Source organism: Kribbella amoyensis (assembly GCF_007828865.1).
Classification (GTDB): Bacteria; Actinomycetota; Actinomycetes; order Propionibacteriales; family Kribbellaceae; genus Kribbella; species Kribbella amoyensis.
The window spans coordinates 759,156-784,863 of sequence record NZ_VIVK01000001.1 but is presented as its reverse complement, the minus strand read 5'-3'; the positions used below and the strand labels follow the sequence as shown (position 1 = coordinate 784,863).

The 25,708-nt window shown below is 69.2% G+C and carries 26 protein-coding genes and 1 pseudogene; 17 read left to right on the top strand and 10 right to left on the bottom strand.

The annotated features are described in order from the left end of the window. Positions 1-6 precede the first annotated feature (6 nt). On the bottom strand, positions 7-1,017 hold the full coding sequence (locus FB561_RS03810) for a M48 family metallopeptidase (RefSeq protein ID WP_145803056.1): 1,011 nt from the start codon (positions 1,015-1,017) through the stop codon (positions 7-9). 150 nt (positions 1,018-1,167) lie between these two features. On the opposite strand from FB561_RS03810, the gene FB561_RS03805 reads away from it, so the two are divergent. Then, complete coding sequence (locus FB561_RS03805) at positions 1,168-1,806, top strand: M23 family metallopeptidase (RefSeq protein WP_145803054.1); 639 nt, start codon at positions 1,168-1,170, stop codon at positions 1,804-1,806. On the opposite strand, the gene FB561_RS03800 is transcribed toward FB561_RS03805, so the two are convergent. Next, positions 1,782-2,120, bottom strand: coding sequence for a hypothetical protein (locus tag FB561_RS03800; RefSeq protein WP_145803051.1), 339 nt, complete (start codon positions 2,118-2,120; stop codon positions 1,782-1,784). The two genes, FB561_RS03805 and FB561_RS03800, sit on opposite strands and share 25 nt — an antisense overlap. 127 nt (positions 2,121-2,247) lie before the next feature. On the opposite strand from FB561_RS03800, the gene cds1 reads away from it, so the two are divergent. After that, positions 2,248-3,387, top strand: a complete 1,140-nt coding sequence (gene cds1 / locus FB561_RS03795) for an L-cysteine desulfhydrase Cds1 (RefSeq protein WP_145803049.1) — start codon at positions 2,248-2,250, stop codon at positions 3,385-3,387. 39 nt (positions 3,388-3,426) lie between these two features. Here the strand turns inward: cds1 and FB561_RS03790 are convergent, their stop codons facing one another. After that, positions 3,427-4,299 (bottom strand): 1,4-dihydroxy-2-naphthoate polyprenyltransferase, encoded by an 873-nt coding sequence (locus tag FB561_RS03790; RefSeq protein WP_145803047.1) that lies wholly within the window; start codon positions 4,297-4,299, stop codon positions 3,427-3,429. Between the two features lie 89 nt (positions 4,300-4,388). On the opposite strand from FB561_RS03790, the gene menE reads away from it, so the two are divergent. The 4 genes from menE (at position 4,389) to FB561_RS03770 (ending at position 8,885) form a co-directional block, all read left to right on the top strand. Continuing rightward, positions 4,389-5,480 carry an o-succinylbenzoate--CoA ligase gene (gene menE / locus FB561_RS03785; protein WP_145803045.1) on the top strand — a complete coding sequence of 364 codons (1,092 nt, stop codon included), beginning with the start codon at positions 4,389-4,391 and terminating at the stop codon, positions 5,478-5,480. Further along, entirely contained in the window at positions 5,477-6,418 is a 942-nt protein-coding gene (locus tag FB561_RS03780) for an o-succinylbenzoate synthase (RefSeq protein WP_145803043.1), read from the top strand. The genes menE and FB561_RS03780 overlap by 4 nt, the downstream gene beginning before the upstream one ends. Continuing rightward, the gene (gene menD / locus FB561_RS03775; protein WP_145803041.1) at positions 6,415-8,067 is read left to right on the top strand and encodes a 2-succinyl-5-enolpyruvyl-6-hydroxy-3-cyclohexene-1-carboxylic-acid synthase; all 1,653 of its coding nucleotides are present in this window, start codon (positions 6,415-6,417) and stop codon (positions 8,065-8,067) included. Before FB561_RS03780 ends, menD begins: the two co-directional genes overlap by 4 nt. A gap of 218 nt (positions 8,068-8,285) precedes the next feature. Beyond that, a complete protein-coding gene (locus FB561_RS03770; protein ID WP_145803039.1) occupies positions 8,286-8,885 on the top strand; it encodes an Abi family protein in 600 nt (199 codons plus the stop codon). Here the strand turns inward: FB561_RS03770 and mptB are convergent. The 3 genes from mptB to FB561_RS03755 all read right to left on the bottom strand — a co-directional run bounded on the left by mptB (position 8,821) and on the right by FB561_RS03755 (position 12,259). Then, positions 8,821-10,332, bottom strand: coding sequence for a polyprenol phosphomannose-dependent alpha 1,6 mannosyltransferase MptB (mptB, locus tag FB561_RS03765; RefSeq protein WP_170284568.1), 1,512 nt, complete (start codon positions 10,330-10,332; stop codon positions 8,821-8,823). The genes FB561_RS03770 and mptB overlap by 65 nt on opposite strands. A gap of 90 nt (positions 10,333-10,422) precedes the next feature. Beyond that, the gene (locus FB561_RS03760) at positions 10,423-11,187 is read right to left on the bottom strand and encodes an ABC transporter permease (protein WP_145803037.1); all 765 of its coding nucleotides are present in this window, start codon (positions 11,185-11,187) and stop codon (positions 10,423-10,425) included. A 76-nt stretch (positions 11,188-11,263) separates the two neighbouring features. Further along, the gene (locus FB561_RS03755; protein WP_202880535.1) at positions 11,264-12,259 is read right to left on the bottom strand and encodes an ABC transporter ATP-binding protein; all 996 of its coding nucleotides are present in this window, start codon (positions 12,257-12,259) and stop codon (positions 11,264-11,266) included. 109 nt (positions 12,260-12,368) lie between these two features. On the opposite strand from FB561_RS03755, the gene FB561_RS03750 reads away from it, so the two are divergent. Next, the gene (locus FB561_RS03750; protein WP_145803035.1) at positions 12,369-12,998 is read left to right on the top strand and encodes a PadR family transcriptional regulator; all 630 of its coding nucleotides are present in this window, start codon (positions 12,369-12,371) and stop codon (positions 12,996-12,998) included. 153 nt (positions 12,999-13,151) lie between these two features. Further along, entirely contained in the window at positions 13,152-13,979 is an 828-nt protein-coding gene (locus FB561_RS03745; RefSeq protein WP_145803032.1) for a GNAT family N-acetyltransferase, read from the top strand. A 174-nt stretch (positions 13,980-14,153) separates the two neighbouring features. Here FB561_RS03745 and FB561_RS03740 read toward each other — a convergent pair whose 3' ends face one another. Further along, positions 14,154-14,879 carry a hypothetical protein gene (locus FB561_RS03740; protein WP_145803030.1) on the bottom strand — a complete coding sequence of 242 codons (726 nt, stop codon included), beginning with the start codon at positions 14,877-14,879 and terminating at the stop codon, positions 14,154-14,156. Continuing rightward, positions 14,876-15,442 carry a SigE family RNA polymerase sigma factor gene (locus tag FB561_RS03735; protein ID WP_145803028.1) on the bottom strand — a complete coding sequence of 189 codons (567 nt, stop codon included), beginning with the start codon at positions 15,440-15,442 and terminating at the stop codon, positions 14,876-14,878. The genes FB561_RS03740 and FB561_RS03735 overlap by 4 nt, the downstream gene beginning before the upstream one ends. A 242-nt stretch (positions 15,443-15,684) precedes the next feature. Here FB561_RS03735 and FB561_RS39155 point away from each other — a divergent pair. Continuing rightward, a pseudogene (locus tag FB561_RS39155) lies at positions 15,685-16,032 on the top strand (RHS repeat-associated core domain-containing protein); the annotation flags it as partial. Between the two features lie 588 nt (positions 16,033-16,620). Then, positions 16,621-17,100: a hypothetical protein gene (locus FB561_RS03725; protein WP_145803026.1), complete on the top strand. Its 480-nt coding sequence runs from the start codon at positions 16,621-16,623 to the stop codon at positions 17,098-17,100. Between the two features lie 407 nt (positions 17,101-17,507). On the opposite strand, the gene FB561_RS03720 is transcribed toward FB561_RS03725, so the two are convergent. Together FB561_RS03720 and FB561_RS03715 are read right to left on the bottom strand one after the other, a co-directional pair. Further along, positions 17,508-18,125 carry an MBL fold metallo-hydrolase gene (locus FB561_RS03720; protein ID WP_145803024.1) on the bottom strand — a complete coding sequence of 206 codons (618 nt, stop codon included), beginning with the start codon at positions 18,123-18,125 and terminating at the stop codon, positions 17,508-17,510. A 2-nt stretch (positions 18,126-18,127) separates the two neighbouring features. Beyond that, positions 18,128-19,399 carry an isochorismate synthase gene (locus FB561_RS03715; RefSeq protein WP_145803022.1) on the bottom strand — a complete coding sequence of 424 codons (1,272 nt, stop codon included), beginning with the start codon at positions 19,397-19,399 and terminating at the stop codon, positions 18,128-18,130. A gap of 184 nt (positions 19,400-19,583) precedes the next feature. On the opposite strand from FB561_RS03715, the gene FB561_RS03710 reads away from it, so the two are divergent. The 7 genes from FB561_RS03710 to nuoE all read left to right on the top strand — a co-directional run bounded on the left by FB561_RS03710 (position 19,584) and on the right by nuoE (position 25,706). Next, on the top strand, positions 19,584-20,282 hold the full coding sequence (locus tag FB561_RS03710; RefSeq protein WP_145803019.1) for a demethylmenaquinone methyltransferase: 699 nt from the start codon (positions 19,584-19,586) through the stop codon (positions 20,280-20,282). Positions 20,283-20,490: 208 nt separating this feature from the next. Next, a complete protein-coding gene (locus FB561_RS03705; RefSeq protein ID WP_145803017.1) occupies positions 20,491-21,810 on the top strand; it encodes a geranylgeranyl reductase family protein in 1,320 nt (439 codons plus the stop codon). A 109-nt stretch (positions 21,811-21,919) separates the two neighbouring features. Continuing rightward, a complete protein-coding gene (locus FB561_RS03700; protein ID WP_132147066.1) occupies positions 21,920-22,279 on the top strand; it encodes an NADH-quinone oxidoreductase subunit A in 360 nt (119 codons plus the stop codon). A gap of 3 nt (positions 22,280-22,282) precedes the next feature. Continuing rightward, positions 22,283-22,837 (top strand): NuoB/complex I 20 kDa subunit family protein, encoded by a 555-nt coding sequence (locus tag FB561_RS03695; protein WP_145803015.1) that lies wholly within the window; start codon positions 22,283-22,285, stop codon positions 22,835-22,837. Next, positions 22,834-23,541 carry an NADH-quinone oxidoreductase subunit C gene (locus FB561_RS03690; RefSeq protein ID WP_145803013.1) on the top strand — a complete coding sequence of 236 codons (708 nt, stop codon included), beginning with the start codon at positions 22,834-22,836 and terminating at the stop codon, positions 23,539-23,541. The genes FB561_RS03695 and FB561_RS03690 overlap by 4 nt, the downstream gene beginning before the upstream one ends. Beyond that, entirely contained in the window at positions 23,541-24,878 is a 1,338-nt protein-coding gene (locus tag FB561_RS03685; RefSeq protein WP_145803011.1) for an NADH-quinone oxidoreductase subunit D, read from the top strand. Before FB561_RS03690 ends, FB561_RS03685 begins: the two co-directional genes overlap by 1 nt. Beyond that, positions 24,879-25,706 (top strand): NADH-quinone oxidoreductase subunit NuoE, encoded by an 828-nt coding sequence (gene nuoE, locus FB561_RS03680; protein ID WP_145803009.1) that lies wholly within the window; start codon positions 24,879-24,881, stop codon positions 25,704-25,706. Positions 25,707-25,708 lie beyond the last annotated feature (2 nt).

Below are 25,708 nucleotides of genomic sequence, written 5' to 3'. Positions count from 1 at the left end.
GAAGTCTCAGCGGGAGGTGAACTTGCCGGAGACCCAGTCGCGGACGCCGCCGAGGCCGTCGCCCATGTCGCGGAGCAGCTTGGCCAGTGGGTCCTGCGAGCGGTTGAAGGCCTCGGTGTAGGACTTGGCCGCGTTCTTCGCCTCTTGCGACATCGAGGCGTCCTTGTCGTCCTGGCGCTTCGGGTACGTGCCGCTGACGATCGCGGTGTACTCGCCCTCGTCCATCCAGCGGCGCAGCTCGTGCGCGCGGACCACGGCGAGCGGGTGTGTGGTGGCCTCCAGCAACAGCAGCTTGAGCACGCTGTCGCGCAGGTCGCCGGCGCTCTCGTACTCCGTGCCCTGGGCAAGGAACGCGGTGGTGTCGAGCTCGGCGAGCTGGCCGCCGCTGGCCATCTTCATCTGTACCCGCAGCGCGACGGCCGGGTCCTGGACGGCGAGCAGCCCGGCCCGGTCGCCGGACAGCTCCGCCTTCCGCGACCACTCGTGCAGGGCGGCGATGATGGCGCGCAGACCGAGGGCGCCGATCGGCATCCAGTTCACGGCGCCGGTCAGCCGCATCAGCCAGAGCAGCAGCGACTGGTACAGGGCGTGGCCGCTCTGCGCGTGTCCGAGCTCGTGGCCGAGGACGAAGCGGGTCTCCTCGTCGTCCAGGCCCTGCAGCAGCGCGCTGTTGACGACGATGAACGGCTTGTCCATGCCGATGGTGACCGCGTTCCAGACCGGGCTGTTGGTGACGTACAGCTCGGGCAGGGTGCGGACGTCGAGGGTGGTGCCGGCCTCGGTGTACAGCCGGTGGACGCGGGGGAACTGGCGCTCGTCGACCCGGATCGCGCCGCCCAGGTACTGCAGCCGGAAGGCGCGCTCGTTGATCATCCCGGACATCTTCCGGAGCACGAAGTCGAACCCCTTCAGCTGCCGCAGCGCGACCAGCGCACCCCGGTCGGCCGGGTGCTCCCAGGCGCGCGAACTGATGTCGGTCAGCGTCACCCGCTGCCGCGTCGGCCGTTCCTCGGTCATCGTTCCCCCTGCGGTCGCGGTTCGGTCCGACCAACCTAGCTCGCCGTGGGGCGACCGGCCCGGCTGATCGAGATTGGTCGAGGTGGTTGCCGGTGCGGACCGCGGCTCCGAGGCTGGTGGCGTCAACTCCACCGCCCAGGAGGAAACAGCATGAAGCACGTACTGACCGGTGGCCTGGTGGCCGCCCTCGCGGTCGCGGCCGGCCTCGCCGGACCGGCGAGTGCCGCACCGAGGTCCGAACCGGCCCCGGCGCCGCAGAGCTACCTGGCCCAGCGCGCCGCGATCCCCGCGAACCAGAAGGCCGCCGCCGAGGCCGCCGCCAACTTCGAGACGATGGCCGGGACCCGCCCGGTCCTGCGGGTGCCGTTCCGGTGCGGCGAGAACTGGTCCGGGGCCAGCCGCAGCGGCCACAGCCCGTCGTACTGGTCGCTGGACTTCAACTGGGGCGCCGGGTCCGACGACCTCGGCAAGCCGGTGAAGGCGAGCAGGTCCGGCACCGTGGTCCGGTCGGCCTTCGACGCCGGCGGCTACGGCAACTACATCGAGATCGCGCACGGCGAGGGCTGGCACACGCTGTACGCGCACCTGCAGAGCCGCGCGGTCGGCGTCGGCGCTCGCGTCTCGGACAGCCAGCAGATCGGCCGCGTCGGCGGGACCGGCAACGTCACCGGCCCGCACCTGCACTACGAACAGATCCGCGACAACGTGGTCGTCCAGGCCCGCTTCGGCCAGTCCACCTGGGCGTCGTACCCGGGTCCGGCCACCTACAGCCGCGCCCACGACTGCTGATCGGCGGTCCCGGGGTGCTGCTTGACCCTGAGCAACCAGGCGAGCAGCCACCCCGGGACCCACGCGATCGGAATCGCCCAGAACCTGAGCCCCAGCTGGAACAGCCCGTACGTGATCGCCAGCGTCAGCGCCGAACCCCACAGCCAGTACCAGAACCCGTTCCAGCCGGGATGCGCCGTACCCCGGGACGTTCCGACGAGCGCCAACGGCAGGGTCACCGGCACGGCCACGGCCAGACCCGTCGTGATCAGGATCAGTAGCAGGACCAGCTGTGCGGTCGGCGAGAGCTCCAGCTCGAATCCCATCGGCACCATGGAAGTGATCCTCGCGGTGGCGAACCGCGGTCGGGAGAGTAGGACTACTCAGCTCGGCCGTGACCGCGCGTAATCGGCCGGTCCCGGGGATGTGCGAGGACGGGCATTCAGATCTAGCCTGTCCCGCATGAGCGAGGTGTACGGGGACCGGAGCCGGCCGGTGGTGTGCCGAGAGGTCGATCGGCGGGACGACAAGCAGCGCGCCTGGGTCGCGGAGGCGATCCGGATCGTCGACGCGGACGCGAACCGGAGTGCGGACACCCATCTGCACGTGTTCCCGATGCCCGAGGCGACCGGCGTCGACCTGTACCTGAAGGACGAGTCCGTGCACCCGACCGGCTCGCTCAAGCACCGGCTGGCGCGCTCGCTGTTCCTCTACGCGCTCTGCAACGGGTGGATCCACGAGGGCACCACCGTGATCGAGGCGTCGAGCGGGTCGACCGCGGTCAGTGAGGCGTACTTCGCGCGGCTGCTCGGGCTGCCGTTCGTGGCCGTGATGCCGGCCTCGACCTCGCCGGAGAAGATCGGCCTGATCGAGTTCTACGGCGGCCGCTGCCACTTCGTCGAGCGGTCCGGCCAGATCTACGGCGAGGCGAAGCGGCTGGCCGAGGAGACCGGCGGCCACTACATGGACCAGTTCACCTACGCCGAGCGGGCGACCGACTGGCGCGGCAACAACAACATCGCCGAGTCGATCTTCGGCCAGCTCGCCCTCGAGCAGCACCCGGTGCCGACGTGGATCGTGGTCGGCGCGGGCACCGGCGGCACCTCGGCCACGATCGGCCGGTACGTCCGGTACCAGCGCCACGACACGTCGGTCGCCGTGGTCGACCCGGAGAACTCGGCGTTCTTCCCCGGCTTCGAGGCCGGCGACCACGACTTCTCGACCGGCCGCCCGTCCCGGATCGAGGGGATCGGCCGGCCGCGGGTGGAGCCGTCGTTCGTCCCCGGCGTGGTGGACCGGATGATCTCGGTCCCGGACGCGGCGTCGATCGCGGCGATGCGGTTCTGCTCCCAGGTCACCGGCCGGCTGGTCGGCGGTTCCACCGGAACCAACCTGTGGGGCTCGCTCCGGCTCGCGGCCGAGATGCGGCGGAACGGGGTGGAGGGGAGCATCGTCACGCTGCTCTGCGACAGCGGCGAGCGGTACGGCAAGACGTACTACGACGACGCCTGGCTGCGGACCAACAACATCGACATCACGCCGTACGCCGAGACGCTGGACGGGTTCGCCCGGACCGGCCGGTGGCGCGAGCCGCTGCGCTGAGCGGTTGGAGCAGCTGACCAGATCGGCCGGGTGACGGGTTCAGCCGCCGAGGGCGAGGCCGATCGCCAGGCCGATCGCGTACACCAGCTCGGTCAGCCCGGTGCCCTTGAGGACGGGGATCAGCGCGGGCCCGACGGCGTCGCTCAGCACCACGCGGATCGAGCGGACGCCCAGCGGTACCGCGATCAGTCCGAGCAGCGCCCACGGGGTCGCGATGGCCGACACGGCGGCGAGGACGAACGCCAGCCCGACCAGGGCCGCGTACAGCTGCCGTGACCGCTTCGCGCCGAGGACGACGGCCAGGGTGCGTTTGCCGGTCACGCTGTCGGTCGGGATGTCCCGCAGGTTGTTCGCGACGAGCAGTGCGCACGCGATCGCGCCGATGCCGACCGCTCCGGCGACCGCGGTCCAGTGCAGTGTCTCCGCCTGGACGTAGGTCGTGCCGAGCACCGCGACCAGGCCGAAGAACACGAACACGCTGACCTCGCCGAGCGCGCGGTACCCGTACGGCTTCTTCCCGCCCGTGTAGAACCACGCACCGACCAGCGACGCGGCACCGGCGACCAGCAACCACCAGTTGGAGGTCGCGCAGAGCACGATGCCGAGCACAGCGCCCACGCCGAAGCAGGAGAACGCGGCCGCTTTCACCGCACCCGGACTGGCGACCTTGGACCCGACCAACCGGAGCGGGCCGACCCTGTTCTCGTCCGTGCCGCGGATGCCGTCGCTGTAGTCGTTCGCGTAGTTCACGCCGATCTGCAGCGCGAGGGCGACACCGAGGGCCAGCAGCGCCTTCCACCAGACGAACCCGTCCAGGTAGGCGGCGGCACCGGTTCCGACGAGGACGGGCGCCACGGCCGCGGGCAGTGTGCGCGGACGAGCACCTTCGATCCACTGGGCAGGGGTGGCCATGACCGACGATTCTGTCAGCCCGCTGCCGACGGCGCGCAGGCGGCACGGGCTGCGGGACCGCCGGGGCCGGGACGTACTCTCAGAGGGACATGTCTACGTTGCGGCTGATCCCCGGCACCCCCGACGCGGTGCTGTCGGCATTGACGGAAGTCCTGGCCGGATCCGGTTCGCCGTTCGCCCCGTTGCCGTCCGACCCGGCCGGTGCCGCGCGGGTCCGGCAGGCAGCGGTGCCGGACGAGCCGGTGGAGGACGGCTGCGCGGTCGTCCTCTCCACGTCGGGCTCCTCCGGCGAACCGAAGGGCGTACTGCTCTCCCGCGACGCGCTGATTGCCTCCGCGAGTGCGACGCACGACCGGCTCGGCGGACCAGGGCAGTGGTTGCTCCCGATGAAGCCGTACTTCGTCGGTGGCCTGCAGATCCTCACGCGCTCGGTTCTCGCCGGGACGACGCCCGTGCTCGCCGGGGACGACTTCAGCGCCGCCGCGGCCCGCATGACCGGGTCCCGCCGCTACACCGCGATGGTCCCGACCCAGCTCGCGCGGTACCTCGAATCCGCCGCCGACGCGCTCCGCTGTTTCGACGCGATCGTGATCGGCGGAGCCGCCATGCCCGCCGACCTGAAGGCCCGGGCCGCGACCGCGGGCGTCACCGCGATCCCGGCGTACGGGATGACCGAGACCGGCAGCGGGTGCGTGTACGCCGGGGTGCCGCTGGCCGGGACATCGCTGGACCTCGATGACGGACGGATCCTGATCAAGGGGCCGACCCTGTTCTCCGGGTACCGGCTGCGGCCCGAGTTGACGGCCGAGGTGCTCCGCGACGGGTGGTTCCGGACCCAGGACCGCGGTGAGTTCGTCGACGGGCGGCTGCGGGTGATCGGGCGGCTGGACGACGTGGTGATCTCCGGCGGGGTCAACGTCACCCTGCCCGCGGTCCAGGCGCGGCTGCTCGAGCATCCCGAGGTGAAGGACGCCGTCGTGCTGGGCGTGCCCGACGTGGAATGGGGGACGCGAGTGGTCGCGTTCGTGGTCGGGCAGCCCCGGCGCCAGGCCCTGCGCGACTTCGTGGCCGAGACCCTGCCGCGAGCGTGGGCGCCGCGGACGGTCGTCCAGCTGGACGCGTTGCCGATGCTTGCTTCCGGCAAGGTGGATCGCCAGTCGCTGCTGGACGGTGTGCGGTGATCACGTACTCGCTGGGACTGCGGAACAGGTTCCGTGGGATCACGGTGCGCGAGGGCATGCTGTTCGAGGGTCCCGCCGGTTGGGCCGAGTGGAGCCCGTTCCTGGACTACGACGACGCCACCTGCGTCTCCTGGTTGCGCGCGGCGCACGAGGCGGCGTACGAGGGCTGGCCGGAGGCGGTACGGACAGCGGTACCGGTGAATTGCACGGTGCCCGCCGTTGGTCCGGAGATCGCACGGCAACTCGTGGAGCGATCCGGGTGCCGTACTGCGAAGGTGAAGGTCGCCGAGCCTGGACAGACGTTGGCGGACGACCTGAATCGCGTGGAGGCGGTACGGGACGTCCTCGGTCCGGACGGTCGGGTGCGGATCGACGCGAACGGCGCGTGGTCCGTCGACGAAGCCGTTGCCGCGTTGAAGGAGCTCGACCGCTTCGACCTGGAGTACGTGGAGCAGCCGTGCGCCTCGGTGGAGGACCTGGCCGCGGTACGCCGGCGGACCGACGTACTGGTCGCCGCGGACGAGTCGATCCGGCGGGCCGAGGATCCGTTGCGTGTCCGCGAGCTGGAAGCCGCCGACATCGCCGTACTGAAGGTGCAGCCCATCGGCGGAGTGCGGGCGTGTCTGGAGATCGCCGAGCAGATCGGGCTGCCCGTGGTGGTGTCGTCCGCGCTGGAGACGTCGGTGGGGATCGCCGCCGGGGTTGCGCTCGCCGCCGCGTTACCGGAACTCCCGTACGCGTGCGGGTTGGGCACTGTCTCGATGTTCACCAGCGAGGTGGTCGCCGAACCGCTGCTGCCGGTGCACGGGATGCTGCCGGTACGGCGGATCTCACCTGACCCGTCGCGGTTGGAGGCAGCCACTGCTTCGGCGGAGACCAGAGCGGTGTGGGAAGCACGGTTGGCCAGAGTGCAGGAGCTGAAGGGAAGTACGGGATGAACCCGTCCACGGCGTTCGCGACAGTGGTCGTCGACGAGCTGATCCGCTGCGGCGTCCGCGAAGCCGTCCTCGCACCGGGCTCACGCAGCGCCCCTCTCGCGATGGCGCTCGCTGAGGCCGACCGGGACGGGCGACTGCGCCTGCACGTCCGGATCGACGAGCGTACTGCGGGATTCCTTGCCCTCGGCCTTATCCGCGGAACAGGGCTGCCCGTGCCGGTCGTGACGACGTCCGGTACCGCGGTGGCGAACCTGCATCCCGCCGTCCTGGAGGCGTCGCACAGCGGGCTCCCGTTGATCGTGCTGAGCGCGGACCGGCCGCCGGAGCTGCGGGGGAGTGGGGCGAACCAGACCACCGACCAGCTGAAGGTGTTCGGCGACGCGGTCCGGTTGTTCCACGAGATGGGCGTACCGCGACGCGAGGCGGGCCAGGTCGCGTACTGGCGCTCGCAGGTCGCCCGGGCCGTCTCGACCGCGGTCGGTGCTCGCACGGCGGATCCGGGTCCCGTGCAGCTCAACTGTCCGCTGGTCGAACCGCTGGTACCGACCGAGGGACCGGACTGGCCCGAACCGCTGGACGGCCGAACCACGGGACCGTGGACCGCGATCCACGCGACCTCGGCTCAACCGTCGGCGCTCGCGGTGGGACCGAAGACCGTGGTCGTCGCCGGGGACGGGGCGTCGCAGGCCGCACGCCTGGTGGCCGAGGCCGGGAACTGGCCCTTGTTCGCTGAGCCGTCGAGCCGGGCGCGAACGGGGTCGGCCGTCGTCCCGACGTACCGGTTGTTGCTAGGCGCAACGAGCTTGGCGGACGAGATCGAGCGGGTGATCGTCTTCGGCCACCCGACCCTGTCCCGCCCGATCACCCGCCTGCTGTCGCGTCCCGACGTCGAGGTCGTCGTGGTCGCCCCGACCGGCCGCTGGCCCGACGCGGCCCGCCGGGCGACCTCGGTCATCACCGGCGCCGAGGTGATCGGTACCGACGAGACCGACTGGCTGGCCCGCTGGCTCCACGCCGACGAACTGGCCCGCCCGGCGATCGACAAGGTGCTTGCCAACTCCACGTCCCCGGGAGCGTTGACCGGTCCCTCGATCGCGGCACTGGTCGGATCCGCGGTCGGCGCCGACGGCATGCTCGTGGTCGCGTCCTCGAACCCGATCCGCGACCTCGACCTGGCCCCGGTCGTCCCGATCCGCACGATCGCGAACCGCGGCCTGGCCGGTATCGACGGCACCCTCTCCACCGCGATCGGCGCGGCCCTGGCGAACGCGGGCCCGACGTACGCCCTGGTCGGCGACCTCGCCTTCCTGCACGACACCAACGCGCTCGTCATCGGCCCCGGCGAACCCCGCCCCGACCTGCGCATCGTGGTCGTCAACGACAACGGCGGCGGCATCTTCTCCACCCTCGAACAAGCCGGCACCACCCACTTCGAGCGAGTCTTCGGCACCCCCCACGACACCAACCTCGAAGCCCTGGCCGCCGCCCACCGAATCCCCTACACCCAAGCCAGAACCCCCGAAGCCCTCCAAGCAGCCCTGACCACAACAGTCGCCGGCATCGACCTGATTGAAGCCCGCATCCCCCGCCCCACCACCCTCCCCCAAGCCCTCACCACCGCCACCACCCAAGCCCTCAAGCAGATCTGACGGTTGTCCACAGGATCAGCGGGAGACTGAGCAGAACAGACGTTGAGCGCACTACGCTCGTAGTGCGCTCAACGACCTTGCTGAACAAAAGAAAAGGCCCCGGGGGGTTTCCCTGGCCGAAGCCGGTACGCCGTGATTCCCGGGGCTCCCAATGCCTTCGACGGTAGAGCATCCGCACCAGCCAAGCAAACCCGAACCCCTCAGGGAAGGCTCTACCGTTGCCCCGCTCACCCTGGACCCTCGAGGACCTCCTGTCCCGGGCCCGCCTCGCCCCTTACCTCACCACCTGCTCGGGCCGAATCCCTGATGCCCTGATCCTCTACGGCTGGAATTCCGAGGTCAGTGGCGCCTTCTTCGAATCACTCCACTACCTGGAGGTCGGCCTACGGAACGCCATGGACCGCCAGTTGACCGGCTGGGCGGCGTCCTGCGGTGCTCGGAAGGCTTGGTACGTCGACGAGGTGGTGCCGCTGTCGCCGCCCACCCGCGCGAAGATCGCCGTCGCGCGGCACAATGCGACTCGTGATGACCGGGCCGAAGTTCCGGGCAAGGTGGTCGCCGAGCTGCCGTTCGGCTTCTGGTGGTCCTTGCTCGGGGACGAGTACAACCGACGACTCTGGCAGCCCTGCCTTCGGTACGCCTTCGACGGTCCGGTGCGCCGGCTGCGCCTCCACTCCGAGCTGAACGGGCTGCGCCTGCTGCGGAATCGGATCGCTCACCACGAGCCGATTCAAGCCGCGACCTCGGCATGGCCTACGAACGACTGGTGGACGTGGCGGACCGGATCTCGCCGTTCCTGCGCTCCCGGATCGAACTGACCAGCCGGGTGCCGACGATTCTCGGCTCGCGCCCGCCAGTCGCGGCCTGAGGGGCCGGCAGGAGGGTTCGGAGGTGGCCTAGGAGGGCTCCGGCTACTACCAGGACGAGGGCCGTGGTGACGAGGATGGGGATGACGGCTCCGCGGAGGGAGGAGTTGAGGGGGGCCGCGATGGTGAGGATGAGGCTGACACCGACGACGGCGGTGGTGAGGCGGCGGCCGGGGCGGGCGACGGCCAGGAACGGGAGGCACCAGAGGAAGTACCAGTCGTGGGCGGTCGGGCCGAGGAGGATGACGGCGAGCAGGGCGACGCCGACCGCGCGGGCGGCTTGGTGGATGTGCGAGCGCAGGCCGAGGACGGCGATCAAGGTGAGCGCGGTCAGGATGCCGAGCAGGCGGATGACCTGTAGCGCTTCCTGAGCGGCCGTGTCGGCGCCCAACCATTCCAGGACGCCCGAGGTGCCCATGCCGAGCAGGTTCGCGATCGAGAACGGGGACCGGACCAGGCCGGGGACGTCGAGGGCGCCGAGCCAGCCGGAGCCGACGCCGGTGAGTTCGCCGATCGTCACCAGGGTGAGGACTGAGACGACACCCGCGATCGCCAGGCTCGCGAGCCGGAGGGCGCGGCCCGCCAACGGGCTCATCACGGCGGCGATCGCGATCACGACGAGTCCACCCGGCGCCTTCACCGCGGCGGCCGTCCCGGCGATCACGGCAGCTGTTCCCCACTGGCCGGTCAGCGCGATCGCGAACGCCGAACAAGCCAGGCCGAGCATCAGTACGTCGTTGTGCGCGGCACCGAGTCCGTGCGTGATCAGCATCGGGTTCGCGACGACGAGCCAGGTCGCGATCGTGGGATCCACGCGGCAGGCCACGGCGAGTTTGGGGATTGCCCACGCGATCAGGACGATGCCGAGCAGCGCGAGCGCCCGATGCGCGAGCATCAACAGGTACGGATCGAGGGTGACCTGTGCCGCCAGTCCGCCGTACGCGAGGGGGAGTGGCCCGTACGGCGCCGGCGTGTTCATCCACATCGGGTCGACGGCCTCGATCACCCGGCCGGAGAGGGCACCCGGGCCCAGGGCGTACGGGTCGAGGCCGTGCGAGACCAGGGCGCCCTGGGCCGCGTAGCTCCACGCGTCCCGGCTGAACAGCGGCGGCGTGAACAGCAACGGCGCGCACCATGCCGCAACGAGGGGGAGGAGGCGGTGCTGTACTCCGGCGAGGACGTCCCGGCCGACCGACAGCCAGGCCCAGCCGAGCAGGCCGAGTCCGAACACCATGAACGCGAGCCCGATCATCCGGCCCGGCAACGAGTGCCGCAGGTCGCTCGCGATCGGCAGCGATGCCACCCACGACGACGCGGGTACCACGGACGTCACCAGTGAGGCGGCCGCGACGACGAACGCCCCCACCACCCCACGCACCATCGGCGAAGGCACTCGCATGCCGGGCACGCTAACCAGGCCAGGCGACCACCCGATGAACACAGCCTTGCGTCCGGAGAACCCTGTGGGCTCTCCGGACGCGGCGGACGGCTAGGCGGATTCCTTGCGGAAGGTGCGAGCTCCGACGGCCAGACCGATCACGGTCAGCAGCACCACCCAGAACAGCCCCCACAGCGACGAACTGCTCCCGATGTCCCCACGGAACAGGGCACGCACCCCGGTGACGACGTGCTTGAGCGGGCTGATGTCGGACAGCCGCTGCAACCAGGTTGGACCGATCTGCATCGGCAGCAGGATCCCGGACAGCAGCAGCAACGGCATCGCGATCCCGTTCAGCAGCGGGGCCAGGGCGTCCTCGCTCTTGGTGATCAGGGCCACCGAGTACGACAGCGAGGCGAACGTCGCACCGAGCAGGGCCACGATCACCAGCGACAACAGCACCCCGCCGACCGGGGCGCGCAGGCCCATCGGGATCGACACCACGAGGAGCAGGACCGACTGGACCACGAGCACCACGACGTCCCGCAGGACCCGGCCGGCCATCAGCGCGATCCGGCTGGCCGGCGTGACCCGGTCCGCCTCGATCACGCCGGCCCGGTACTCCGCGATCAGGCCGAAGCCGACGAACATCGCGCCGAACATGCCGAGCTGGACGATCAGGCCGGGGATGAACACCTGGTACGCGTTGGTGGTCGCGCCCTCGCTGATCTGGGCCGTGATCGGCTTCAGCAACGGGCCGAACAGGAACAGGTACAGCAACGGCTGGCTGAGCATCAGGATCGACCACATCGGGTTGCGCAGCGACAGCCGCATCGCCCGGTTGAACACGATCCACGTCTCCCGCAGAGTGCTCATCGACGTCCTCGCTTCGCTCCGGGCGTCGATGAGGCACGACCTGGGCTGTGTTCGACGATGACCTCGCTTCGCTCGCTCATGCCACGGTCTCCTTCTCGGTCTCGTTCTGGGGCTTGGCGTCGCTGTCGTCCCGCAGCGAGCGGCCGGTCATGGTCAGGAACACGTCGTCCAGCGTCGGGCGATGCACCTCGACCCCCTCGAGCTCGATGCCCTGGGCATCGATCTGACGGAGCAGGCCGGGCAGGATCGCGCCACCCTTCGGGATCCGGAAGCCGACCACGTCACCGTCGGTCTCCACCTCGACCGCGCCGGGCAGTTCCTCGACCACCTTCGTCACGGTCGGCGCCTGGGCCGGATCGGCGAGCCGGAGCCGGACGCCGTCGCCGGACACCTGCTGCTTCAGCTCCTCCGGGGTGCCGGAGGCAACGATCTTGCCGTGGTCGATGACCAGGATCCGGTCGCAGAGCGCGTCTGCCTCGTCCAGGTAGTGCGTGGTCAGGAAGATCGTCGCGCCGCGCCGGCGGAGCCCGCGGATGTGCTCCCACAGGTTCGCCCGCGCCTGCGGGTCGAGGCCGGTGGTCGGCTCGTCCAGGAAGATCAGCTTCGGATCGTGGACCAGCCCCATCACGATGTCGAGCCGCCGCCGCTGCCCGCCCGACAGCGTCTTGCACTGCCGCCGCCACAGCCCGGGCAGGTCCAGCTCCTCGAACAGCCGCTGCCCATCGGCCGTCGCTTTCCGCTTGTCCACCCCGTACAGCCGGGCGTGGTCGACCACCTCGTCCCCGGCGATCGCCTCGGGCAACGTGGACCCGCCCTGCGGCACGTACCCGATCCGCCGCCGGACCCCGACCGGGTCCTTGGCCAGGTCGCACCCGGCCACCGTCGCACTGCCGCTGGTCGGCTGGATCAACGTCGCCAGCATCCGCATCGTCGTGGTCTTACCGGCCCCGTTCGGGCCCAGGAAGCCGACGATCTCCCCGTCGGTCACCTGCAGATCGACCCCCTGGACAGCTTCGACCGTCCCTTTCCTCGTCTTGAAGGTGCGGACCAACCCGCGTGCCTCGATCATCATGCCGACGAGTGTGAGTGATCAACTTTGAATAGTCAACGTTGATTAAATCCGGTACCAGCCCGGCGCGGGGGCTCGCCGCACCCCTGACCAGCGGATTTAGGATGCGGGCATGTCCACCACGCGGTTGCTGCTGCTCGGGGTCGTGCGGATCTTCCAGCCGGCCTACGGGTACCAGTTGCGGCGCGAGCTGCTGACCTGGAAGGTGCAGGACTGGGCCAACATCAACCCCGGCTCGATCTACACCGGCCTCCGCACCCTGGCCAAACACGGCTACCTCCAGGAACTCGAGGAAGGCCCCGGCCACAAACCGGGCCGCACCTCGTACAAGCTGACCGTCGACGGCGAGAGCGAGTACTTCACCCTGCTCCGCAAAGCCCTGTGGAGCGTGGACGGCTTCCAGCCCGACCAGATGCAGGCCGCGCTGAGCTTCCTCTGGTCGCTGCGCCGGGACGAGGTCCTCGCGGCGTTGGAGTCCCGCATGGTCCAGCTCGAACAACGCGCCAAGTCCGCGCCCTTCGCCGAACGCCAGATCCTGGAGGACCCAGGCGTCCCGAACCACGTGCTGGAGATGTTCCGCATCACCACAGCGAGAGACCAGGGCGAACTCGACTGGACCAAGTCCTTCCACGCCAGAGTCCAGGAAGGCGCGTACTCCTTCGCCGGCGAACCCCCGGACTGGACGCCCCACCCGGACATGACGACCCACTGGCAGGAGATCCCAGACCCCCCGAAGAGCTGATTCGCGTACCGGTGGACAGGAGGTAGTCGGGCTCTGCGGGCTGACTGCGGTCGTCATCCGCAGTGCCGGCTGCTGTAAGGGCGACTACCTCCTGTCCACCTGCACGCTGGTTATTTGGAGGTGCTTCGGCCCGTCCGGTGGTTAGCTTGGGGGATGGTGACGTGGGTTACTGGTGATGCCGGCGACTTCCGGGCGAGGGTTTTCGCCTTCCTGGAAAGGGATCCCGTCCTGCACACCGTCATCCTCAGCAACGTGGATGCGCGAGCACGCGGTACCTATCGCACCGAGGTCGGCTCGTCGATTTTCGTCGCCGTGGTCGACGGCAACGACGACGTCGTCGGAGCGGCGATGCGGACTCCGGGGCAGCGCGTGTACCTGGGCGGGCTGGCACCGGAGTACGCCTCCGAGGTCGCCACCGCGTTCGCCGACCACCTGACCGACCTCCGCGGCGTCGCCGGTCGGCCGGCCGCCGCCGAGGCGTTCGCGCAGACCTGGGCCGAGCTCCGCCACACCACGGCGACCGCGACCAGAGGCACCCGCCTCCACAAACTCATCGACCTCACCCCACTCCAGGCAAACGGCGTACCCCGCCTCGCTGCCGACGCGGACGTCGACCTCGCCGCCGAGTGGGTCGTGCACGATTTCGGCGACGAGATCGGCGACACGCTCGACTGGGCTCGCGGCCGGATCGCGGACAAGACCCTCTGGTTCTGGGACGTCGACGGGACCACGGTGAGCATGGCCGGACACCACCTACCGATCTTCGGCGTCTGCCGAGTCGGTCCCGTCTACACGCCGACGGAGTACCGCCGCAACGGCTACGCCGGCGCGCTCACCACCCACGTCACCGCGACCATTCTTGCCCAAGGCAACCAGGCCTGCCTCTACACCGACCTCGCGAACCCGACCTCGAACAAGATCTACCACGCCATCGGATACCGCCCGATCACCGACTTCGTCGACCTCGAGTTCACCTCATGACGATCCGATCCACGTCGGCCGCTTCACCCTGACCGGCATACCGAAGCGGTGGCCATGACGGACCTCCACCACTCACCAACCCGAGCCGCACCCACGCCGAACGCCGCCGTCCCGACCTGCGCCGCCGTCACGCCGGTCGGGGTCGCGCCTTCATGAGTGCTGGCGGTCCGGCCATCACGGTGTCGTCTTGATCTGGCGGGCGATCTCGAGGACTCGGTCGAGGGACAGTGGTGCGTCGGGCATTGCTGCGTTCTTCGGGCGTTGGGCCGCGCTCGAGACCGAGACGCCGGTGCCGTCTGCCTTGATCAGTTGCACCTCGTACGCGCGCCCGACCGTGGCTGGGACGGTGTAGGTCCACAGGTACGCGGTGGTGCCGTCCGGGAACGACGTGATCCGCGTGCAAGGCTCGAAGTTGGGCCGGACGGAGCATGGCTGCCGGGTCGCGCTCTTCGAGGAGACTCTGATGTCCACGGTGATCTGGCCGATGCCCTCGTAGATCCGGTCCGCCCCGGCGACGATCTCCCGTTCCGCCGGGCCCTGGCGGAATTCGTAGTCGTACAGCGTCGGCTTGTCCAACTGGCGGATCTCCGGGATCAGCTGCTGCATTTCGGCCAACAGAGCCCGGGAACTCTCGGTGGACGTGGCGGAGTTCTCCCGGGGTGACGATGCCGATGCGGTGGGGGTCGCTGCGGTCACCGGCTGCTCGTCCGTCGGCCGGATCGCGAGGAACGCGCCGAGCAGGACGACCGGAACGGAGGCGGCCGCGACGCCGACGGTCACCAGGTGGCGGAGGCGGCGTCGTTGGCCCCGGCGGATCTGCTCGTCCACGTCGATGGCGACCGGTGGCGGTTCCTCGACCAGGTCGGCGAGCAGCAGGTGGACGGAATCCTTGTCGGTCATGGTGCCTCCTCGTACTGCGTGCGAGTGGTGACACCGGCCGGCAGCAACCGGCGGATCGAGTCCAGCGCGCGGTTGGTCAACGTCTTCACCGCGCCTTCGCTGCAGCCCAGGATGCCGGCGGTCTGCTCGACGGACAGGTCGTCGTAGAACCTGAGCACGAGCACCGCACGCTGCCGCGCCGGCATCCGGGCGAGGAGACGATGCAGATCGGCCCGGCGCGCCGTGAGGCCGGCCACGGACCGGTCCGGGTCGGCGGCGTCGGCCGGTACGCCGAAACCGTCGCGGCCGGCGTCCGGGTCGGGGAGCGGGTCGGCCGGGGCTTCGCGGCGCCAGGGGCGGCGTCGTTCGTCCAGCCAGACGCGGACCACGATGCGACGGACATAGGCGTCCAGGTGCTCGACCTCGCGGATCTTCGGCCACGCGGTGTAGAGCTTCACCAACGCCGTCGAAACAACGTCCTCGGCGCGATGCCAATCACCCGACAGCAAGTACGCCGTCCGGAGCAGCGCCGCATTCCGAGCGACCACGTACTCCCGGAACGCGTCCTGATCCCCCGCCTTCATCCGGCCCCCTTCGTCGTTCCTCTCCTTGGTAGACGGAAGACACCGGGTGGGAGGTTACGGTCAGCTGATTTCGAGGGTGTCGCCGGGGGTGGCGAGGATGTAGGGGCCGGACTCGCCGTCCAGCCAGCGCTGGAACATTCCCTGGCCGATGGGGCTGAGTAGGGCGTCGTGGATGCCGAGGGTCTGCTGGGAGTCGACGGCGCGGGCGTACTCGACGGCGGTGGGAGCGAGAACGACGGGGCCGGTTCATCTCGGTCGACCCACTGGCCGATGTGGCCAACCCGCAGCAGCTCAACGCCTACGCATACGCCGGGAACAACCCAGTCACGGCCTCGGACCCGGACGGTCTGATGGAGACGTATGAGCCGAGTTACGGCGAAACGGCACCGGATCGCAACGGCAACCAGCCGCCGCCGACCCCGGACCCGCCGACGAGGACGACTCCTCTGGACAAGATCGGAAGCGGGGCCGAAAGGGTGAGTAGGGCCCGTGGTGATGCCGAACGTTGGCTCGGCCGTGCTGCGAAGAGGAAGGCCCGCGAATTCAGCGACTTCATGAACACCCATGGCAGCGTAGTTGAGGGGCAGTAGCCGCTAGGAATTCGAATGGAGAAGGCCGACGGTACATGCTGACAGCGACCGAGGGGCATCCGTTCTACACACCGGTGACTGGGCGACGGGTCGAAGCCGGAGATCTCCTTCGTCGGAGACGAACTCAAGGCGCTCGGTACTGCGTTTACCCGTGTCCTTAAGGCGACGCCTTTGATCGCAGACAGGCGTGCATACAATCTTACGACCGATGGTTCTCATACGCACTACGTGGTCGCTGGCGGCACGCCGGTGTTGGTCCACAATCAGCGGAGTGGATACTCAGGCCCGATCGGGCTGGGGGGGGTGGCTATACAGGCCGCCTGGATAGGTTCCCGATGGGTCACGGTACGGACTTCGAGATCCACGTTATTATCGAGGGCAAGAAAAGGGGCCCTTCGGGAGCAATGGATTCTTCGACATCCACAGCAACGCTGCTGTGGATGTAGAGGTCCCAGGGGAGACGTCTGCAATCGCCTCAAAGGGAAAGCGGTGGAGGAGATGCGACGGTCCGGCCGAATTGGACCGCTGGGAACGCAGGACATCAAGGGTGAGGGGTGGAAGTTGCCGCGCCTCAAAGGGGAGTGCTAGGTGAAATTCATAGAGATCGAGGAGATAGATGGCGGGTACTTCCTGGATCCGCGAAAATATCTCCAGGAACTGAAACTCATTGGGCCCGATCTCCCACCGGGGGCTCGTCGGTTCGCTCAAGATGCGGATCATTACGATTTCGCCGCATCGAAGTGCGTCAAGGATCTAACGCTGTCCAGCGTGAGTATTTCGGGTGGAAACGGTTCTCTTTCTGCTGAGGTGGAATTCGCGCCGAACAAGTTCAAGCACGAATCTGGTCTATCGGTCCGGTACTGGGGCTTGGTGAATTTGATGGTCGAGGTGTCGCCGGAAGCTGGGGGCAGCGGCGTTCGATCGGAAACCGTTCGCCTCGGAGACGTGCAGCTCGATGAAATCCTTCCTCATGAATCTGGATGCGCTCATGAAATTGCCTTCACCGGTGGAGTAATTCGGATTGTGAGCGCTGATCTGGTAGCTGAGTGGCGCTTAGCGGGCGAATGATCGCTCGTTAATGAAAAGCTGATCTTGGTCGCGGCTGTGGGAGGTCCATCTTCTGATCTACTACCAAACAGGTCGCCAGATGAGCGCCAGCGGACAGGGCGATGGCTGCGAGCGAAGAGGTAAGGCTCGACGCTCGCTGGGAAGGCGTGCAGCGCGATTTGAGAGGCGGTCTTCGGTCGCCAGCGGTTCGCCGACTTGACGGGTTTGGCAGTTCGAGCCGGGGCGCCCGTTGAACCTCGCGATGGCTCGGCATCACCGATCGACGTGCTGAGTCACCAACTTCGAGCGCTAAACCCTGACCGGCGGGCCTCCACCACTGACCAACCCACGCGCCGAGCGTCACCGCCCGCCTCACGCAGCCGTCCGGTCGGTCGCGAGCAGCAGCTTGGTGAGTGGTGGCGGTGCGGTCAGCCGATTTCGAAGGTGTCGCCGGGGTTGGCCAGGTGGTACGGGCCGGACTCTCCGTCCAGCCAGCGCTGGAACATTCCCTGGCCGATGGGGCTGAGTAGGGCGTCGTGGATGCCGAGGGTCTGCTGGGAGTCGACGGCGCGGGCGTACTCGACGGCTGGGGCCAGGGAGAACCACGGGCCGGAGACCGGGACCAGGTTGGTGTGGACGGCGCGGTCCGGCTGGGTGAAGGAGTCGCCCGGGTGGTACACCGCGTCCTCGACCAGGAAGCCGACGTTCTGGCAGGGGACGCCGAGCTCGGGCAGGATCACCGCGTGGTCCTTGCCGTAGGCGCGGATCGCGAAGCCGGCCGCGTCGAACGCCTGGCCGTCTTCCACGACGTGGACCCGGTCACCGAGCTCGGTCAGCTGGGCGGCGACGGCGGCGTTGGTGTAAACGGGGGCGTCGAGGTTCTTGATCCGGTCGACGTCCAGGTGGTCCGGGTGCTCGTGGGTGACCAGGATCGCGTCGGCCCGCTCGAAGGCGGCGTCCTCGCTGAACGACCCAGGATCGATCAGCAGCGCCTTCCCGTCCTTGTCCAGCCGGACACAGGCATGCGTGAACTTCGTGAGCTGCACAGTCAGTCTCCCAACGCGTCTCTCATCGGTACCAGCTTGGCGTTCGTCTCGGCGAGCTCGGCCTCCGGGTCGGAGCCGGCCACGATGCCCGCGCCGGCGAAGAGCCGCATCCGGGTCGGGTCGGCCGGGTCCGCCTGGCCGCAGCGCAGGGCGATGCACCACTCGCCGTCGCCGGCCGCGTCCATCCAGCCGACCGGGCCGCTGAACCGGCCGCGCGACATCCCCTCGATCTCGCCGATCAGGTCGCGGGCCACGTCGGTCGGCGTCCCGCAGACGGCGGCGGACGGGTGCAGAGCGGCGGCCAGGCCGAGCGCGGACGCGCCGTTCGCGGCGACGCCGGCGACGTCGGAGGCGAGATGCATCACATTCGGCAGGTGCAGGACGAACGGCGTCTCCGGCACGTTCATCGACTTGCAGTGCGGCTCCAGCGCGTCCGCGACGGACCGGACGGCGAACTCGTGCTCCTCCAGGTCCTTGCTGGACCGGGCCAGCGACGCGGCCAATGCCAGGTCGTGCGCGTCGTCGCCGGTCCGCCGGATCGTGCCGGCCAGCACCCGCGAGGTGATCAGCCCCTTCTCCCTGCGGACCAGCAGTTCGGGCGTCGCGCCGATCAGCCCGTCGACCGAGAAGGTCCAGCAGTTCGGGTACGCCGCGGCCAGCTGCCGCAGCGGCCAGCGGAGGTCGATCGGCTCGGGCGCCAGCGCGATCAGGTCGCGGGCCAGCACCACCTTGTCCAGCTCGCCGGCGGTGATCCGGCGGACCGCGTCGGCGACGATGCCGGACCAATCCGTCCCGGACCGGGAGCCGTCCGCGAACGCCACCTGGCCGACCGGCTCGGGCTCGTACCGGGTCAGCTCGGGCGGGGGCGGCAGCGCGCTGGCCGGTGAGATCGTGGTCACCCAGGCGGTCCCGCCGCGGCGGCCGACGATCACCTCGGGCACGACCAGTTCGCTCGGATCGGCGTCGGTGAAGCCGAACGAGCCGAAGCAGACCAGGCCCGACCCCGGCACGCCGACCTCGTCGCGGACGACCGCGCCGGCGACCAGGTCCTTCCACCAGGCCTGCGCCTCGGCGAACCGGTTGCTCCCAGCAACCTCGAGCTTGGCGGCGGCACCCCAGCCGACGTGACCCTCGCCGCGCCGGACCCAGGCCAGCCCGGTGCCGTCGGGCAGGTGGTCCATCAGAGCTTCTGACACGTCGTCGGCAGGCCGGCTGCGGACGACCAGACTCGGTGCCGGCCGGTGGCCGGGGCGGACCGGGTCAGACAAGCTCACGGCAACACTCCTCGCTCGCGCTCTGGCCCCGGGTCACGGTGGCCGACGGGCTCCATCGTGGTGCACTCACGGATCAATAGCGTATGCCTGCTCCGCGCCGGCGCGTTATCGGTGCCGGTCCGAGCCGTGACCAACCAGACAGCCCGCTCGTCCCGCCGGGACCGCGGTGCAGGACACTGGACCGGTGACCCGAGCCGACCTCAGCAAACAGCCCGAAGCCGTCGCGGCGATGTTCGACAACGTGGCCGAGGGCTACGACCGCACGAACGCGGTGGCGACGATGGGCCTGGAGAAGTTGTACTGGCGCCCGCAGGCGCTGGCCGAGATCGCTCCCCGCCGGGGGCTGCGGATCCTCGACCTGGCGGCCGGGACCGGCGCGTCCAGCGTGAAGCTGCGCGAGGCCGGCGCCGAGGTGGTGTCGTGCGACTTCTCGGTCGGCATGCTCCGGGTCGGCAAGCGGCGCAACCCCCAGCTCGACCTGGTCGCCGGGGACGCGCTCCGGCTGCCGTTCGCGGACGATTCCTTCGACGTGGTGACGATCTCCTGGGCGCTGCGGAACGTGAACGACGTCACGCTGGCGCTGCGGGACATGCTCCGGGTGACCAAGCCGGGTGGCCGGCTGGTGATCCTGGAGAACTCGCACCCGACCTGGAAGCCGTTCCGGGTGGGGTACCTGGAGTACATGATGCGGGCGGTCCCGGTGGTGGCGAAGGTGGTGTCGACCAACCCGGAGGCGTACGAGTACCTGGCCGAGTCGGTCCGGGCCTGGCCCGGGCAGGCGCCGCTCGCCGACACGATCGCCGGGGCCGGCTGGTCCCGGGTGCAGTGGAAGAACCTGACCGGCGGGCTGATCGCGATCCACCGCGCGGTGAAGCCGGGCTGACAGACCAGCGGTGCCACTGGTCCGGCCTCAGCAGGGCCTCGATTTACGCAAGGTGAATCGTGCGTAAATCGCCTGCAGGCAAGGGAATCCGGGCCGGTTTCGCGTCCTCGTCAGGCAGTCCTAGACTGTCGGATGACCGGGGCTCGTGAATCGCTTCACGAGAAGCCACCGGGTGACCAGACTGCCCCAACCTCCAGGCCGGGATGAGATGAGCCAGATCGCGTCGACCACGGGTCGGCAGCAGGCCGAGACCGCGGATGTGATCGTCGTCGGTGCCGGGCCCGCGGGCTCGGCGGCCGCGTACCACCTGGCGAACGCCGGTGTGGACGTGCTGCTGCTGGAGAAGACCGCGTTCCCGCGCGAGAAGGTGTGCGGCGACGGCCTCACCCCGCGCGGTACCAAGCAGCTGATCAACATGGGCATCGACATCTCGCCCGAGGCCGGCTGGATCAAGAACTACGGCCTCCGGATCCAGGGTGCCGGGCACCAGCTGCAGCTGGACTGGCCGGACCTGTCGAGCCACCCGAACTACGGGCTGACCCGGAACCGGATGGACTTCGACGACATGCTCGCCCGGCAGGCCGTGAAGGCCGGCGCCCGGTTGCACGAGCGGACCAACGTCACCGCCCCGATCCTGGACGACAAGGGCTTCATCGTCGGCGTCACCGCGAAGCCGGTCGACGACAACGGCCGCCGGGCCGGCGCCGACGTCGAGTTCCGGGCGCCGCTGGTGATGGCGGCCGACGGGAACTCCTCGCGGCTGAGCGTCGCGATGGGCCTGCACAAGCGCGACGACCGGCCGATGGGCGTCGCGGTGCGCACCTACTTCACCAGCCCGCGCCACGACGACGACTACCTCGAGTCGTGGCTGGAGCTGTGGGCGGACGACCCGCAGAATCCCGGTCAGCGCAACCTGCTGCCCGGGTACGGCTGGATCTTCGGGATGGGCGACGGCACGGTCAACGTCGGTCTCGGCATCCTGAACACCTCCGAGGCGTTCGGCAAGGTGGACTACTCGGACCTGCTCAAGCAGTGGCTGAAGAACACGCCGGAGGAGTGGCAGTTCCGCGACGAGTTCCAGACCATCCCGATCCGGGGCGCGGCACTGCCGATGGGGTTCAACCGGCAGCCGCACTACACCCGCGGCCTGATGCTGCTCGGCGACGCCGGCGGCATGGTGAACCCGTTCAACGGCGAGGGCATCCCGTACGCGATGGAGTCCGGGGCGTTCGCGGCGGAGGTCGCGTCCCAGGCGCTGCGCCGGCAGCCGAACCAGCGGGAGCGCGCGTTGTCGGCGTACCCGAAGGCGCTGAAGCAGGAGTACGGCGGTTACTACACGCTCGGCCGGGTCTTCGTGAAGCTGATCGGAAACCCGGAGGTGATGCGGCTCTGCACGAAGTACGGTCTGCCGCGCACCACGCTGATGAAGTTCACCCTGAAGTTGCTGGCGAACCTGACCGATCCGCGCGACGGCGACGTGATGGACAAGATCATCAACGGACTCACGAAGGTCGCTCCCGCGGCATAAGTTGCCGGGGGCGAGTGACGTGAGCCACAGCGGTACTGATAACACAGTGCTGACTCGAAACAGGTAAATCAGGCGGCAGTACGACGCAGAAGGAGGGAGCACCGACAAGATGCACCCTTACGTACCGATCCTCGTTCTCGGTGTGCTGGCGGCGATCTTCGTGGCCGGCACCTTGGTGACGAGCGCGCTGGTCGGCCCGAAGCGGTACAACCGGGCCAAGCTCGACTCGTACGAGTGCGGGATCGAGCCGACCCCGCAACCTGTCGGCGGTGGACGGTTCCCGGTGAAGTACTACATCACCGCGATGCTGTTCATCGTCTTCGACATCGAGATCATCTTCCTCTACCCGTGGGCGGTGGCCTTCGACCAGATGGCGCTGTTCGGGCTGATCGAGATGGTCATCTTCATCGTCACCGTCTTCGTCGCGTACGCCTACGTGTGGCGGCGCGGCGGACTGGAGTGGGACTGAGCTATGGGTGTTGAGGAACAGCTTCCGGCCGGCGTGCTGCTGACCACGATCGAGGGCCTGTCCGGCTACATGCGCAAAGCATCGTTGTGGCCGGCAACCTTCGGGCTGGCCTGCTGCGCGATCGAGATGATGACCACCGGCGCACCGCGCTACGACGCGGCCCGGTTCGGCATGGAGGTCTTCCGGGCCTCGCCGCGGCAGGCCGATCTGATGATCGTGGCCGGCCGGGTGAGCCAGAAGATGGCTCCGGTGCTGCGCCAGATCTACGACCAGATGCCGAACCCGAAGTGGGTGCTGGCGATGGGCGTGTGCGCGTCGTCCGGTGGCATGTTCAACAACTACGCGATCGTGCAGGGCGTGGACCACGTCGTCCCGGTCGACATGTACCTGCCCGGCTGCCCGCCGCGGCCGGAGATGCTGCTGGACGCGTTCCTCAAGCTGCACGACGACATCCAGCACGGCAAGCTCGGCGCGCACAAGAAGGCGCTGCAGGCCGAGCAGGAGGCCGCGGCGCTGACCGCGGCCCCGACGATCGAGATGAAGGGGCTGCTCCGGTGAGTGATACTCAGCCCGAGAACCTTCCGGCAACGTCGCCGGCCGGCGACGCTCAGACGCCGGCGGCGGAGGTGGTCGACCAGCGCCAGGGCATGTTCGGTGTCCGCGGCACCGGTGACACCTCCGGCTTCGGCGGCCTGCGCCGCCAGGTCGCGCTGCCGGGCGGATCGCCGAAGCCGTACGGCGGCTGGTTCGACGGCGCCACCGACCGGCTCGAGGGCCTGGTCGGCGAGGGCGCGATCGAGAAGGTCGTGGTGGACCGGGGCGAGCTGACCCTGCACGTCCAGCGCGAGCAGCTGGTCGAGGTGGCCCAGCACCTGCGTGACGACGAGAGCCTGCGGTTCGAGTTCTGCTCCGGCGTCTCCGGGGTGCACTACCCGAACGAGACCGGCCGCGAACTGCACGCGGTGTACCACCTGCTCTCGATCACGCACAACCGGCGGATCCGGCTCGAGGTGTCCTGCCCGGACGCGGACCCGCACATCCCGTCGATCGTCTCGGTGTACCCGGCCAACGACTGGCACGAGCGGGAGACCTGGGACTTCTTCGGCATCATCTTCGACGGACACCCGGCGCTGACCCGGATCCAGATGCCCGACGACTGGCCGGGCCACCCGCAGCGCAAGGACTACCCGCTCGGCGGCATCGACGTCGAGTACAAGGGCGCCGTCATCCCGCCGCCCGACACGCGGAGGTCTTACAACTGATGACCACGACAGATCCGTACGCGACCACACGCGACACCACCGAGGGCAAGGTCTTCACCGTCACCGGTCAGGACTGGGACTCGGTCGTGGCCGGCCTCGGCGAGGAGCCGGAAGAGCGCATCGTCGTCAACATGGGCCCGCAGCACCCGTCCACGCACGGCGTGCTCCGGCTCATCCTCGAGATCGAGGGCGAGACGGTGACCGAGGCCCGCTGCGGCATCGGCTACCTGCACACCGGCATCGAGAAGAACATGGAGTTCCGCTCCTGGACGCAGGGCGTCACGTTCTGCACCCGGATGGACTACCTGTCGCCGTTCTACAACGAGGCGGCGTACTGCCTCGCGGTCGAGCGGCTGCTCGGGATCGAGGACCAGATCCCGGAGAAGGCCAACGTGATGCGGGTGCTCCTGATGGAGCTGAACCGGATCAGCAGCCACCTGGTCTGTATCGCCACCGGTGGGATGGAGATCGGCGCGCTGACCGTGATGACGATCGGCTTCCGCGAGCGGGAGATGACGCTCGACCTGTTCGAGCTGATCACCGGCCTGCGGATGAACCACGCGTTCATCCGGCCGGGCGGTGTCGCGCAGGACCTGCCGCCGGGTGCGCTCGACAAGATCCGCGAGTACATCACCTGGATGGACAAGCACCTGCCGGAGTACGCGGAGCTCTGCAACGCGAACCCGATCTTCAAGGCCCGGCTGCAGGACGTCGGCTACCTGGACCTGACCGGGTGCATGGCGCTCGGCATCTCCGGCCCGCCGCTGCGGTCCACCGGGTACGCCTGGGACCTGCGCAAGACCCAGCCGTACTGCGGTTACGAGACCTACGACTTCGACGTCCCCACCTGGGACAGCGCGGACTCCTACGGGCGGTTCCGGATCCGGCTGCAGGAGATGCACGAGTCGCTGAAGATCGTCGCGCAATGCGCCGACCGGCTGGAGAAGCTCGAGGGCGCGCCGGTGATGGTGGCCGACAAGAAGATCGGCTGGCCGAGCCAGCTCGCCGTCGGCAACGACGGGATGGGCAACTCGCTCGACCACATCAAGCACATCATGGGCGAGTCGATGGAAGCGCTGATCCATCACTTCAAGCTGGTCACCGAGGGCTTCCGGGTACCGGCCGGCCAGGCGTACGTGGCACTGGAGTCGCCGCGCGGCGAACTGGGCTGCCACCTGGTCTCCGACGGCGGCACCAAGCCGTTCCGGGCGCACTTCCGTGACCCGTCCTTCGCAAACCTGCAGGCGATGCCGATCATGTGCGAGGGCGCACAGGTCGCCGACGTGATCGTCGCCGTCGCCAGCCTTGACCCGGTGATGGGTGGAGTGGACCGATAGATGGCCGAGAACCACACGACTGCTACCGACAAGCCGGTGCCGTACAGCACCGGTGACTCGAAGATCACCGAGACCACGATCGCGGAGATGCGCGAGCTGGCGGCCCGGTACCCGGTCGGCCGCTCGGCCCTGCTGCCGATGCTGCACCTGGTGCAGTCGGTCGAGGGCCGGGTCACCCCGGAGGGCATCGAGGCGTGCGCCGAGGTGCTCGGGCTGACCGGTGCCGAGGTGTCGGCGGTGGCGACCTTCTACACGATGTACAAGCGCCGCCCGGTCGGCGAGTACCACGTCGGGGTCTGCACCAACACGCTCTGCGCGGTGATGGGCGGCGACCTGATCTTCGAGCGGCTCAAGCAGCACCTCGACGTCGGCAACGACGAGACCACCGAGGACGGCAAGATCACCCTCGAGCACCTCGAGTGCAACGCCGCCTGCGACTACGCACCGGTGATGATGGTGAACTGGGAGTTCTTCGACGACATGACGCCGGAGACGGCCACCCAGCTGGTCGACGACCTGCGCGAGGGCACCGAGGTGAAGTCGCCGCGCGGTGCCACCATCTGCACCTGGCGCGAGGCCGAGCGGGTCCTGGCCGGCTTCCCGGACGGGCGGGCCGACGAGGGCCCGACCGGCGGCAAGGCGACGCTGGCCGGGCTGCGGCTCGCCCGCGAGCGCAACTGGACCGCGCCGGCCGGCCAGCACGGCGGCGGTGGCGCGGCGGCCGAGCAGACCGTCAGCCCGGAGGCCGCGGCCGGTCCGCGGCCGGAGGACCAGCCCGGCAAGGAGTCGCAGGCGGTCCACTCCGACGACACCCGGAAGGAGGACTGACC